Genomic DNA, 12,393 nt, shown 5'->3' with positions numbered 1-12,393 from the left:
TTTGCGATCGTTTTGTTTAAATTTACGACGAACGAACAATTTCTTTAGAAAATGCGTTGACTCATTTTCAACTCTCCCTATAATGCGACTCCACACAGCGGGGGTGATTAGCTCAGCTGGGAGAGCACCTCCCTTACAAGGAGGGGGTCGGCGGTTCGAACCCGTCATCACCCACCAACTACTTTATGTAGTCTCCGCCGTGTAAAACAAGAAATTGAGAAGTGGGTGATTAGCTCAGCTGGGAGAGCACCTCCCTTACAAGGAGGGGGTCGGCGGTTCGATCCCGTCATCACCCACCACTTTCTCGCCAGCTGGATTTCTTGTTAAAATGTGAAGTACCGAAGTGGGTGATTAGCTCAGCTGGGAGAGCACCTCCCTTACAAGGAGGGGGTCGGCGGTTCGATCCCGTCATCACCCACCACTTCGGGTCGTTAGCTCAGTTGGTAGAGCAGTTGACTTTTAATCAATTGGTCGCAGGTTCGAATCCTGCACGACCCACCAATGTAAAAAGGCGCCCTAAAGGCGCCTTTTTGCTATCTGCAATTTATAAGATTCGAACCTGCAGCAGGTCGAGTCGAACGCAGTGAGACAACGGAGCCGTTTACGGCGACGGCCCGAAGGGCGAGCGAAGCGAGTCATCCTGCACGACCCACCAATGTAAAAAGGTGCCCTAAAGGCGCCTTTTTGCTATGCAGAGAAGAACCATTTCCCCTCTGATAACCATCAGCGTGAGCGTTATAACTGATACAACGGATCGCGGGCGCGGGCTGCGGTTAATTCACTGGCCTGCATACGCACCACATCCCACAGCGCCTGAGCAGCGGTTGATAAAGAGCGGTTTTTACGTCGGGCCAGCATCAGTTGCCGTTCAACAACCGGCGTCAGGCGCTTAACCTGCAAGTGACTGCCCTGCGGTAAGGGGAGCGCCAGCGCGGGCAGCACGCTGATGCCAATCCCCGCCTCAACCATCGGAAACAGCGTGGCGGGATGGCCTATCTCCTGAACGATATTGGCATCAATGGAAAAATGGGCCAGCGCAGCGTCGATCAGCGGTCGACTACCGGAAGCATAATCCTGTAGCACCAGGCGTTCGTGATACAAATCCTGCCAGTTCACCCACTCTCGTTGGGCTAACGGATGATCCTGGCGACACAGCAGCAGGAACGGTTCGGACAGCACGGCTTCACACTGCAAATCGGTGACTGCGCCGGGATCAATCACAATGCCAAAATCCACTTCTCCCTGGCGAATACTCTCCAGCACCCACTGCTGTGGCCGGTCATGCAGCACAAAATCGATAGCCGGATAAAGCTGATTACTCTGGGCAATACACTGCGGAATAAGATGAGCAGAGATCGTCTGGCTGGCGGCAACCCGCACCGTGCCGGTTAACTGCGTTCCTACCTGTCCGGCTTCGCGCAGCGTGCTGTGCAATTCATCCAGAATACGTTCCAGCCGCGCCGCCAACTGGTGTCCGGCCTCCGTCAGCACCACTTCCCGCGTCGTTCTGTCCAATAACCGCACACCTGTCTGCCCTTCCAGCTCTTTGACACTATGGCTGACCGCCGACTGGCTTAAGCCGATGATATCCCCCGCCCGGCTAAAGCTTTTGGCTTGAGCGACGGTGACAAAGATACGCAACTGACGCAGAGAGTAATTCATCTATTCGATTCATATATGGATGCAATAAATCAATTTTATTTCTCAAACGGAAAAAAGCAAAATGTTACTACCGAATTTCAGGAGTCTTTATGAAACTTTTTCGTATTCTTGATCCGTTCACGATAACGCTGATTACCGTTGTTTTGCTGGCGTCCTTTTTCCCGGCCGAAGGTGGTTTTGTGCCTTTCTTTGAAGGCTTAACCACCGCCGCCATTGCCCTACTGTTTTTTATGCACGGAGCGAAACTCTCGCGTGAAGCCATTATTGCCGGTGGTAGCCACTGGCGTTTGCATCTGTGGGTGATGTGCAGCACGTTTGTTGTCTTCCCGGTTCTCGGCGTTCTGTTCGCCTGGTGGGCGCCGGTCAACGTTGACCCGATGCTGTACACCGGTTTCCTGTACCTGTGTATTTTGCCTGCCACTGTGCAGTCGGCCATCGCTTTTACGTCGCTGGCGGGCGGTAACGTTGCCGCCGCCGTTTGTTCTGCTTCGGCCTCCAGCCTGCTGGGTATTTTTCTCTCGCCGCTGCTGGTAGGGCTGGTGATGAATATGCACGGCGCAGAAGGCAGCCTGGAGCAGGTGGGAAAAATCATGTTGCAGCTGCTGCTGCCGTTCGTGCTGGGTCACCTTTCACGTCCGTGGATTGGAAACTGGGTTTCTCGACATAAAAAATGGATCGCGAAAACGGATCAATCCTCTATTTTGCTGGTGGTGTACTCCGCCTTCAGTGAAGCCGTCGTTAACGGGATCTGGCACAAAGTGGGGGTGGGTTCACTGCTGTTTATCGTGGTGGTCAGCATCATTCTGCTGGCAATCGTGATTGGCATAAATGTCTTTGTTGCGCGCAAATGCGGCTTTAACAAAGCTGATGAAATCACGATTGTATTCTGCGGTTCGAAAAAGAGCCTGGCGAACGGGATCCCAATGGCAAATATTTTGTTTCCGACTTCGGTGATTGGGATGATGGTGCTGCCGTTGATGATCTTCCATCAAATACAGCTAATGGTGTGCGCCGTGCTGGCGCGTCGCTACAAGCAACAGACGGACGCATTGCAGGCGCAACAGAAAAGCCGCGCCGCAAAAGCTTAAAGAGGACGTTTCAGGGGCTGCACCAGTTGCGTCAGCCCCTCAGTTTTAATCAGCAGCGTGATTTGCATCAGCTCGCCAAGCTTGCCCGGCGGGAATTCATCCTTACGGGCAAACCACAGCAGATACTCTTCCGGGACATCAATCAACCGACGCCCTTTATATTTGCCAAAGGGCATCACAGTATTGGCGATGTCAACCAGCTGCTGTTTTTCCATCTCAGGCACCCAATAAGCGGATCATTTCAGCTTCATCGATCACGGCAATACCCAGTTCCTGTGCTTTTGCCAGTTTCGAACCCGCCGCTTCACCGGCAATCACCAGATCGGTTTTCTTCGACACGCTACCGGCCACTTTTGCACCTAACTCGGTCAGTCTCGCTTTGGCGTCATCGCGCGACATCAGGCTCAGGCTCCCGGTCAGCACCACCGTTTTACCTGCGAAGGGGCTGTCGATTTCTTCAGCGTTAATGACCACCGGCGCTGGCCAGTGGATCCCCTGCGCCAGCAGTTGAACAATTACCTCGCGGTTGCTCTCTTCGGCGAAGAAATTAAACACGTGCGTCGCCACCACAATGCCGACATCCGGCACTTTTTGCAGCTCTTCAATAGAAGCGGCTTCCAGCGCGTCGAGCGTGCCAAAATACGCCGCCAGACCTGCAGCCGTGGCTTCGCCGACTTCACGAATGCCTAGCGCATAGAGGAAACGGGCAAACGTGGTTTCTTTCGCTTTTTCCAGCGCATTGACCACGTTTTGCGCCGACTTCGGCCCCATACGATCAAGCCCCGTCAGTTTACCGGCGGTCAGGGTGAAAAGATCCGCCGGCGTGTGGACATACTCTTTCTCGACCAGTTGATCGATAATTTTGTCGCCCATACCGTCAACATCGAGCGCGCGGCGGGAAACAAAGTGTTTCAGCGATTCCTTACGCTGTGCCCCACAGATTAAACCGCCGGTGCAGCGAGTGACCGCTTCGCCTTCCACACGTTCAACATCAGAGTTACAAACCGGACAATGCGCTGGAAACACAATTTCGCGGGTATCGTCCGGGCGTTCAGAAAGCACGACGTTCACCACCTGCGGGATGACATCGCCCGCACGGCGAATGACGACTTTATCGCCAATACGCAACCCCAGACGCTCGATTTCATCAGCGTTATGCAGCGTTGCGTTACTGACCAGCACCCCGGCAACCTGGACCGGCTCAAGGCGGGCGACGGGCGTAATCGCCCCAGTACGTCCAACCTGAAACTCAACATCGCGTACGAAAGTCATCTGCTCCTGCGCCGGGAACTTAAAGGCCACAGCCCAGCGCGGCGCGCGGGCAACAAAGCCCAGTTGCTCCTGCAACGCCATAGAGTTGACTTTGATCACCACGCCATCGATATCAAATCCCAGCGTTGGTCGGTCTTCTTCAACCTTGTGATAGTAAGCAAGTACTTCCTCCGGGGAGTCGCAAAGCGCCACTCTGTCGCTTACCGGCAGGCCCCACTCTTTAAATTGCAGCAGGCGGCCCAGATGGGTATCTGGCAGCACGCCGCCTTCCAACACACCAACGCCATAGCAGAAGAAAGTAAGCGGTCGCTTCGCTGTGATACGCGGATCGAGTTGGCGCAATGAACCGGCCGCTGCGTTACGCGGGTTAGCAAACACTTTGTTGCCAGTGCGGCGGGCCTCTTCGTTAATTTTTTCAAATCCGGCCTGCGGCAGGAACACTTCACCGCGCACTTCCAGACGTGAAGGGATGTTTTCGCCACGCAGTTTTAACGGGATTGCGCGAATGGTGCGCACGTTAGAGGTAATATCCTCACCCGTGGTGCCATCACCACGCGTTGCGGCGCTGACCAGCACACCGTTTTCATACAGGATACTGACTGCCAGGCCGTCCAGTTTCAGTTCACAGCACCAGGTCAGTTTATCGGTACTCTTTAGTCTGTCCTGCACGCGCTTGTTGAAGGCGAGAAAACTCTCTTCATCAAACACGTTATCCAGCGACAGCATCGGCACTTCATGACGAATCTGGCTGAACGCGGTTAACGGCGCGGCGCCAACGCGTTGGGTTGGCGAGTCGGGGGTAACAAGGTCCGGATGCTGCGCTTCCAGCTCGCGCAGTTCGCGCATCAGGCGATCGTATTCCGCATCGGGAATTTCCGGCGCGTCCATCACATGGTAGAGATACTCATGATGGCGAAGCGTGGTTCGCAGTTCTGTCAGTTGTTGTTCGATTGATTCCATATCGCACCATCAATGATAAAAAACCCCCGACAGGCGGGGGTTTAGAAAGGAAATGTCACGCCAGAGGAAAATCAGGCGCGAGATTCTTTAACTTCGCGGATGCGGTCCTGATACTCGCGCAGTTTCTGCGGCGTCATCATGCGACGTTGATCGTCGAGCACCACACCACCCACTTCATCGGCAATGTGCTGTGCGGACTGCAGCATCAGCTTAAAGTTTTGCAGCTCGTCCCCGTAGGACGGAACCTGCATAAAAATAGTCACACCAGGGGTGCTGAAGTCGCCCGTCATTTCTGGGTCAAACGTTCCCGGATTAACCATATTAGCGAGGCTGAACAGCGACGGACCGCTGCCATCCGGGCTCAAATGACGATGGAAAATATTCATATCGCCAAATTTGAAACCGGCCTGCTGAATGCTGTTGAGCAGCACTTCCCCGTTGAGCTCGCTACCATGATGAGCCGCAACGTTCATAATGATGACCGCTTCTTTACGCTGCGGTTTTTCAGCAACAGGCGCTTCTTCTACTACCGGCTCGGGCTGCGGTTGATGTTCAACAACAGGCTCTGCTGGCTGGAAGGTCTGCGGCGCAGGTTGCGGTGCTTGCTGAGCAGGTTGCTGAACCTGCGGGGCAACAGGTTGCTGCACAGGTGGCTGCTGAACAGGCTGATGTTGCACCGGCTGCTGCGGTTGTACAGGCTGCTGCTGAACATGCGGCGGCGGTACCGGCGCTTGTGCAGGCTGCTGCGCAGGCTGACGCGGCTGAGCAGACGCATAAGGCGGCTGGTACTGGTGTTGCGGCGACTGAGGAGGAACACCATGTTCCTGCGCATTACCGGGAGCATGATTCACACGATGAACGCGAACTTCACCCACGCCTTCGTCTTCCTCGACGTTGTCGTCGAACGAATCCTCGTCTTCACGTTTAGACTTCATGCGTTTCAGTGGGCGATCGCGGAATATAGAAGACCGCTCTTTACGGCTAGTCCAAAAACCATGTACCAGTAAAGCGATTATGGCGATCGCGCCAACAATGATTAATATCAGACGCAAATCCTGCATCATTATATTCTCTGTTGTTCTAACACCTTGCCACCACGGCAAACATTTACTCACTAAGAGTATTTGTCGATTACGCCAAGTGCAAGTGTACTCTTGGCTTTCACGGCATAAAGATGAACAAAATTGTGCTTTTTGCTGTTTTTTCGAACATTTCCGAACAGCTTAACGCTCAACAACCCGGTAAGATACGCACAGTTTACCAGAGCTTATATAACAAGGAGTACGTCCTGACCATGGTTTCATCATCTGCAGTTGTACCTCGCAGCGGCCTTTATTACTTTTCTCAGGGATGGAAGCTCATCACCCAACCGGGCATTCGTCGTTTTGTTATTCTGCCTTTGCTGGTGAATATCCTGCTGATGGGCGGCGCATTCTGGTGGTTATTTACGCAGCTCGGTAACTGGGTTCCCGCGCTGATGAGTCATGTCCCTGACTGGCTTCAGTGGCTCAGCTATTTACTGTGGCCGATTGTGACTATTTCCGTGCTGTTGGTGTTCGGCTACCTGTTCTCCACTATCGCCAACTGGATCGCCGCACCGTTTAACGGTCTGCTGGCTGAACAGCTGGAAGCACGCTTAACGGGCGCAACGCCGCCCGACACCGGCATTCTCGGCATTATGAAAGACGTTCCGCGCATTATGAAACGCGAATGGCAAAAGCTGGCGTGGTATCTCCCGCGCGCCTTCGTGTTGCTGATCCTCTATTTTATTCCAGGCATTGGGCAGACCGTCGCCCCGGTCCTGTGGTTCCTGTTCAGCGCGTGGATGCTGGCTATTCAGTACTGCGATTATCCTTTTGATAACCATAAGGTGCCTTTTAAGGAGATGCGCGTCGCGTTGCGCACGCGCAAGGTGACCAATATGCAGTTTGGCGCGTTGACCAGCCTGTTCACCATGATTCCGGTGCTCAATCTGTTCATCATGCCGGTAGCAGTTTGTGGTGCCACGGCGATGTGGGTAGACTGCTATCGTGCTAAGCATGCGTTATGGAAGTAATGCAAAAATGTGTAAAAGCGGGCTGGCTTATGCCCGCTCTTATTCCATACTGCTACGCATTATTTCTCATCAGCATATAGATATGCGAATTCCTTACTTCCCCATACTTTCTCAACAGGTATGCTGAAGCGGTATCCCAATTTCATACAGTTAAGGACAGGCCATGAGTAAGATTTTTGAAGATAACTCGCTGACTATCGGTCATACGCCGCTGGTTCGACTGAACCGTATCGGTAACGGACGCATTCTGGCGAAGGTGGAATCACGCAACCCAAGCTTTAGCGTCAAATGCCGTATCGGTGCCAATATGATTTGGGATGCCGAAAAACGTGGTGTACTGAAACCGGGCGTTGAGCTGGTAGAACCGACCAGCGGCAACACGGGGATTGCGCTGGCCTACGTCGCCGCCGCCCGTGGTTACAAACTGACTCTGACCATGCCGGAAACCATGAGCATTGAGCGCCGCAAGCTCTTAAAAGCGCTGGGCGCGAACCTGGTGCTGACTGAAGGCGCAAAAGGTATGAAGGGCGCAATTCAGAAAGCGGAAGAAATCGTAGCCAGCGATCCGGAAAAATTCCTGCTGCTGCAGCAGTTCAGCAACCCGGCGAACCCGGAAATTCACGAAAAAACCACCGGCCCGGAAATCTGGGAAGATACCGATGGCCAGGTTGATGTCTTTATTTCCGGCGTCGGCACCGGCGGTACGCTAACTGGCGTGACCCGTTACATTAAAGGCACTAAAGGCAAAACCGACCTGATCACCGTCGCGGTAGAACCTACTGACTCCCCTGTTATCGCCCAGGCATTGGCGGGTGAAGAACTCAAACCTGGCCCGCATAAAATTCAGGGTATTGGCGCGGGCTTCATTCCTGGAAACCTTGATCTGAAGCTTATCGATAAAGTCGTTGCCATCACCAATGATGAAGCTATTTCTACCGCGCGCCGCCTGATGGAAGAAGAAGGTATTCTGGCAGGGATCTCTTCTGGCGCAGCCGTGGCTGCCGCGCTTAAGCTCCAGGAAGATGAATCCTTTACCAATAAGAATATTGTGGTTATCCTACCGTCATCGGGTGAGCGTTATCTGAGCACTGCACTGTTTGCCGATCTCTTCACAGAGAAAGAACTGCAACAGTAATGCCAGCATGTTAAAAACGCGTAAAAAAGCACCCTTTGGGGTGCTTTTTTGTGGCCTGCTTCAAATTTTCAACTCTCCTGGCATTGATTCAACCCGCCGGAACTGGTATTTAACCAAACTAATTATTTTGATGCGCGAAATTAATCGTTACAGGAAAAGCGCTAGCTGAATCGATTTTATGATTTGGTTCAACTCTTCCTTTCGCGGCATAATGTTTAATGACGAACGAAACGTCAGCGGCAAGAAGTTGCCAGCAACGGATTGCACCGAACTCCTTTTGTGTCGCGTCCAGTTTACGCCGATGCTAACAATACAGGCTAAAGTTGAACCGCCAGGCTAGACTTTAGTTCCACAACACTAAACCTATAAGTTGGGGAAATATAATGTTCCAGCAAGAAGTTACCATTACCGCTCCGAACGGTCTGCATACTCGCCCTGCTGCTCAGTTTGTTAAAGAAGCAAAAGGCTTTACTTCTGAAATTACTGTGACTTCCAACGGCAAAAGCGCTAGCGCCAAAAGCCTGTTTAAACTGCAGACTCTGGGCCTGACTCAGGGTACCGTTGTCACCCTGTCCGCAGAAGGTGAAGACGAGCAGAAAGCAGTTGAGCATCTGGTTAAACTGATGGCTGAACTCGAGTAAGTTCAACGAGTTCTTTTAAATATCAGTCACAAGTAAGGTAGGGTTATGATTTCAGGCATTTTAGCATCCCCGGGTATCGCTTTCGGTAAAGCATTGCTGCTGAAAGAAGACGAGATCGTCATTGACCGGAAAAAAATTTCTGCCGACAAGGTTGATCAGGAAGTTGAACGTTTTCTGAGCGGTCGTGCCAAGGCATCTGCGCAACTGGAAGCGATCAAAACCAAAGCTGGTGAAACGTTCGGTGAAGAAAAAGAAGCCATCTTTGAAGGGCATATCATGCTGCTCGAAGATGAGGAGCTGGAGCAGGAAATCATAGCCCTGATTAAAGATAAGCACATGACGGCTGATGCAGCTGCGCATGAAGTTATCGAAGGTCAGGCCACAGCCCTTGAAGAGCTGGATGATGAATACCTGAAAGAACGTGCGGCTGACGTACGTGACATCGGTAAACGCCTGCTGCGTAACATCCTGGGTCTGGCTATTATCGACCTGAGCGCTATTCAGGAAGAAGTTATCCTGGTAGCCGCAGACCTGACCCCGTCAGAAACCGCACAGCTGAACCTGAACAAGGTGCTGGGTTTCATCACCGACGCGGGCGGACGGACTTCCCATACTTCTATCATGGCGCGTTCTCTGGAACTGCCAGCCATCGTAGGTACGGGTAGCGTCACCTCTCAGGTTAAAAACGACGACTATCTGATTCTGGATGCCGTAAACAACCAGGTTTACGTCAATCCGACCAACGAAGTTATTGAGCAACTGCGCGCCGTTCAGGAGCAGGTTGCTACCGAGAAAGCGGAACTTGCTAAGCTGAAAGATCTCCCGGCTATCACGCTGGACGGACATCAGGTAGAAGTTTGCGCCAACATCGGTACCGTTCGTGACGTTGAAGGCGCTGAGCGTAATGGCGCCGAGGGTGTTGGTCTGTACCGCACCGAATTCCTGTTCATGGACCGTGAATCGCTGCCGACTGAAGAAGAACAGTTTGCTGCGTATAAAGCCGTTGCTGAAGCCTGTGGCTCTCAGGCGGTCATCGTCCGTACCATGGACATCGGCGGCGATAAAGAGCTGCCGTACATGAACTTCCCGAAAGAAGAGAACCCGTTCCTGGGCTGGCGTGCCGTACGTATCGCCATGGATCGTAAAGAGATCCTGCGGGATCAGGTTCGCGCAATCCTGCGCGCCTCTGCTTTCGGCAAACTGCGCATCATGTTCCCAATGATCATCTCTGTTGAAGAAGTGCGTGCACTACGCAAAGAGATCGAAATCTACAAACAGGAACTGCGCGACGAAGGTAAAGCATTTGACGAAAGCATTGAGATTGGCGTGATGGTGGAAACACCGGCAGCGGCAACAATTGCGCGTCATTTAGCCAAAGAAGTTGATTTCTTTAGTATCGGCACCAATGATTTAACGCAGTACACCCTGGCAGTTGACCGTGGTAATGATATGATTTCACACCTTTACCAACCGATGTCGCCATCTGTGCTGACGCTGATCAAGCAAGTTATTGATGCTTCTCATGCGGAAGGCAAATGGACTGGCATGTGTGGTGAGCTTGCAGGCGACGAACGTGCTACACTTCTGTTGCTGGGGATGGGTCTGGACGAATTCTCTATGAGCGCCATTTCTATCCCGCGCATTAAGAAGATTATCCGTAACACGAACTTCGAAGATGCGAAGGTGTTAGCAGAGCAGGCTCTTGCTCAACCGACAACGGACGAGTTAATGACGCTGGTTAACAAGTTCATTGAAGAAAAAACAATCTGCTAATCCACGAGATGCGGCCCAATTTACTGCTTAGGAGAAGATCATGGGTTTGTTCGATAAACTGAAATCTCTGGTTTCTGATGATAAGAAAGACACCGGAACTATTGAGATTGTTGCTCCGCTCTCTGGCGAGATCGTCAATATCGAAGACGTGCCGGATGTAGTTTTTGCTGAAAAAATCGTTGGTGATGGCATCGCTATCAAACCAACCGGTAACAAAATGGTCGCCCCTGTTGATGGCACCATCGGCAAAATCTTTGAAACCAACCACGCTTTCTCTATCGAATCCGACAGCGGCATTGAGCTGTTTGTTCACTTCGGTATTGATACCGTTGAACTGAAAGGCGAAGGCTTTAAGCGCATCGCTGAAGAAGGTCAGCGCGTTAAAGTGGGCGACCCGGTTATTGAATTCGATCTGCCGCTGCTGGAAGAAAAAGCCAAGTCTACCCTGACTCCGGTTGTTATCTCCAACATGGACGAAATCAAAGAGCTGATCAAACTGTCCGGTAGCGTGACAGTGGGTGAAACTCCGGTTATCCGCATCAAGAAGTAATTCTTGCTGCTGAGAAGAATGGCGCCTGATGGCGCCATTTTTTTATCTGGCAGACCTCAAAATCTGCCGGATAACGCTAAATTTGTGAGGTGACCGGTCGGTAACACGCCTCGCGCATCAGGATTTTCATCCCTTCCGGCCCGCTTTCCAGCATCCGTCGCTCCGAATCCGCCACTAACAGTTCACAATTGTAGCCACCCGCGATGCCAAACATGGCCCGCGCCACACAGATATCTTCCAGCGCCGTTGCCCCGCTGGTGTCAAAATGTCCAACCATACGCCCATTCTGGCGAACCACCAGCCGGTAACTCTTCATCGCGCCTCCCCTGCCGGTGGCAGAATTAACTCATCACAACCGCACAGATTGGTCCATTTCATCACTTCCAGTACGCGCTGTGCTGCATCGTGCGTCGCGGTTGTCAGCGCTTTACCCAGCACAATACCGCTCACCAGCTCAGCACAAAACAGATCGCCAGTTCCCTTCAGATCCGTTTTAACCCGTGGATGAGCGAACACCTCAACCGTTTCAGCCGTCACTACCGCCACGTTAATAATATCTTCGCTATCCCCCGGCGCACTGGTGATCACCACCCATTTCAGCGTTTCGGTAAGCAGCGATTGCGCCGCCGTGATGGCTTCATCAAGCGTACGACACGGCTTTCCGCTCAGCATTTGCAGTTCAAACACGTTCGGCGTCAGTCCCTGAGCCAGCGGTAGCAGGTGCTGACGGTAGGCCTGCGGAATTTCAGCTTTTACATACATACCGCTGTCCGTATCGCCAATCACCGGGTCAACCAAAATGCACACTGCCGGATGCGTAGCCCGCACCGTTTTCAGCCACTGTGCTAACAGAGCGATTTGCTCTGCACTGCCCATATAGCCTGTAGTCACCGCCTTCAGCTCGCGCAAAGCATCACGCTCATTCAAGGCGCGGAGATACCCGCTAAACCAGTCGGCCGGAATAACGCCGCCGTAAAATGTTTCATAATGCGGGGTATTGCTGAACAGCACCGTTGGCACTGCCGTCACGCGTAATCCCTGCGCTTTAATGGCCGGAACGGCGATGCTGTTGCCTACGCTGCCATAAACCACCTGTGACTGGACGGCGACGATATCGGTCTGTAACGCCCGATGCTTGTCGCCGAAGAGCACTGACTGAATATCACTCCCCTGCTCCATAAATTTCTCCTCTCGCTGGACAGCGGGCTTACGCCTCACTATTATCGTCATATGCTAAAATTCATTTTGTCATAGGT

At 52.5% G+C, this 12,393-nt stretch carries 12 protein-coding genes, 4 tRNA genes and 1 other RNA gene; 11 read left to right on the top strand and 6 right to left on the bottom strand.

Annotated features, from left to right (window positions below; genetic code table 11):
* Positions 1 to 101 precede the first annotated feature (101 nt).
* The 5 genes from OGV93_RS02165 (at position 102) to OGV93_RS02145 (ending at position 655) form a co-directional block, all read left to right on the top strand.
* A tRNA-Val gene (locus OGV93_RS02165) sits at positions 102 to 177 on the top strand.
* Positions 178 to 223: 46 nt separating this feature from the next.
* Positions 224 to 299: transfer RNA gene (locus OGV93_RS02160), tRNA-Val, on the top strand.
* A 46-nt stretch (positions 300 to 345) separates the two neighbouring features.
* A tRNA-Val gene (locus OGV93_RS02155) sits at positions 346 to 421 on the top strand.
* 4 nt (positions 422 to 425) lie between these two features.
* Positions 426 to 501, top strand: a tRNA-Lys gene (locus OGV93_RS02150).
* Positions 502 to 530: 29 nt separating this feature from the next.
* A non-coding RNA gene (locus tag OGV93_RS02145) (RtT sRNA) lies at positions 531 to 655 on the top strand.
* Between the two features lie 80 nt (positions 656 to 735).
* On the opposite strand, the gene OGV93_RS02140 is transcribed toward OGV93_RS02145, so the two are convergent.
* Positions 736 to 1,662 (bottom strand): LysR family transcriptional regulator, encoded by a 927-nt coding sequence (locus tag OGV93_RS02140; RefSeq protein WP_016153919.1) that lies wholly within the window; start codon positions 1,660 to 1,662, stop codon positions 736 to 738.
* Positions 1,663 to 1,751: 89 nt separating this feature from the next.
* Between OGV93_RS02140 and OGV93_RS02135 the strand changes: the two genes are divergently transcribed.
* The gene (locus OGV93_RS02135; RefSeq protein ID WP_016153920.1) at positions 1,752 to 2,750 is read left to right on the top strand and encodes a bile acid:sodium symporter family protein; all 999 of its coding nucleotides are present in this window, start codon (positions 1,752 to 1,754) and stop codon (positions 2,748 to 2,750) included.
* Here the strand turns inward: OGV93_RS02135 and OGV93_RS02130 are convergent.
* The 3 genes from OGV93_RS02130 to zipA form a co-directional block, all read right to left on the bottom strand.
* Positions 2,747 to 2,965 (bottom strand): DUF3820 family protein, encoded by a 219-nt coding sequence (locus tag OGV93_RS02130; RefSeq protein WP_019077344.1) that lies wholly within the window; start codon positions 2,963 to 2,965, stop codon positions 2,747 to 2,749. The two genes, OGV93_RS02135 and OGV93_RS02130, sit on opposite strands and share 4 nt — an antisense overlap.
* Before the next feature lies 1 nt (position 2,966).
* A complete protein-coding gene (gene ligA, locus OGV93_RS02125; RefSeq protein ID WP_019077345.1) occupies positions 2,967 to 4,982 on the bottom strand; it encodes an NAD-dependent DNA ligase LigA in 2,016 nt (671 codons plus the stop codon).
* 71 nt (positions 4,983 to 5,053) lie between these two features.
* Positions 5,054 to 6,046 carry a cell division protein ZipA gene (zipA, locus tag OGV93_RS02120; protein ID WP_016157088.1) on the bottom strand — a complete coding sequence of 331 codons (993 nt, stop codon included), beginning with the start codon at positions 6,044 to 6,046 and terminating at the stop codon, positions 5,054 to 5,056.
* Between the two features lie 230 nt (positions 6,047 to 6,276).
* Here zipA and cysZ point away from each other — a divergent pair, with 230 nt between their 5' ends.
* The 5 genes from cysZ (at position 6,277) to crr (ending at position 11,137) form a co-directional block, all read left to right on the top strand.
* Positions 6,277 to 7,038 (top strand): sulfate transporter CysZ, encoded by a 762-nt coding sequence (cysZ, locus tag OGV93_RS02115; protein WP_016153924.1) that lies wholly within the window; start codon positions 6,277 to 6,279, stop codon positions 7,036 to 7,038.
* A gap of 163 nt (positions 7,039 to 7,201) precedes the next feature.
* Positions 7,202 to 8,173 (top strand): cysteine synthase A, encoded by a 972-nt coding sequence (cysK, locus tag OGV93_RS02110; RefSeq protein WP_005121957.1) that lies wholly within the window; start codon positions 7,202 to 7,204, stop codon positions 8,171 to 8,173.
* Positions 8,174 to 8,556: 383 nt separating this feature from the next.
* Positions 8,557 to 8,814, top strand: coding sequence for a phosphocarrier protein Hpr (gene ptsH, locus OGV93_RS02105; RefSeq protein WP_002913505.1), 258 nt, complete (start codon positions 8,557 to 8,559; stop codon positions 8,812 to 8,814).
* 45 nt (positions 8,815 to 8,859) lie between these two features.
* Complete coding sequence (gene ptsI / locus OGV93_RS02100; RefSeq protein WP_016153925.1) at positions 8,860 to 10,587, top strand: phosphoenolpyruvate-protein phosphotransferase PtsI; 1,728 nt, start codon at positions 8,860 to 8,862, stop codon at positions 10,585 to 10,587.
* Positions 10,588 to 10,627: 40 nt separating this feature from the next.
* Complete coding sequence (gene crr / locus OGV93_RS02095) at positions 10,628 to 11,137, top strand: PTS glucose transporter subunit IIA (RefSeq protein ID WP_000522253.1); 510 nt, start codon at positions 10,628 to 10,630, stop codon at positions 11,135 to 11,137.
* Between the two features lie 76 nt (positions 11,138 to 11,213).
* On the opposite strand, the gene OGV93_RS02090 is transcribed toward crr, so the two are convergent.
* Both OGV93_RS02090 and pdxK read right to left on the bottom strand, forming a co-directional pair.
* A complete protein-coding gene (locus tag OGV93_RS02090) occupies positions 11,214 to 11,453 on the bottom strand; it encodes a hypothetical protein (RefSeq protein WP_016153926.1) in 240 nt (79 codons plus the stop codon).
* The gene (pdxK, locus tag OGV93_RS02085) at positions 11,450 to 12,316 is read right to left on the bottom strand and encodes a pyridoxine/pyridoxal/pyridoxamine kinase (protein ID WP_103928440.1); all 867 of its coding nucleotides are present in this window, start codon (positions 12,314 to 12,316) and stop codon (positions 11,450 to 11,452) included. The genes OGV93_RS02090 and pdxK overlap by 4 nt, the downstream gene beginning before the upstream one ends.
* Positions 12,317 to 12,393: the final 77 nt, after the last annotated feature.

This window comes from Citrobacter sp. Cb031 (assembly GCF_030336725.1).
Classification (GTDB): domain Bacteria; phylum Pseudomonadota; class Gammaproteobacteria; order Enterobacterales; family Enterobacteriaceae; genus Citrobacter; species Citrobacter braakii.
Note: the sequence above shows the minus strand (reverse complement) of the source record. Positions and strands in the feature narration are given on the sequence as shown.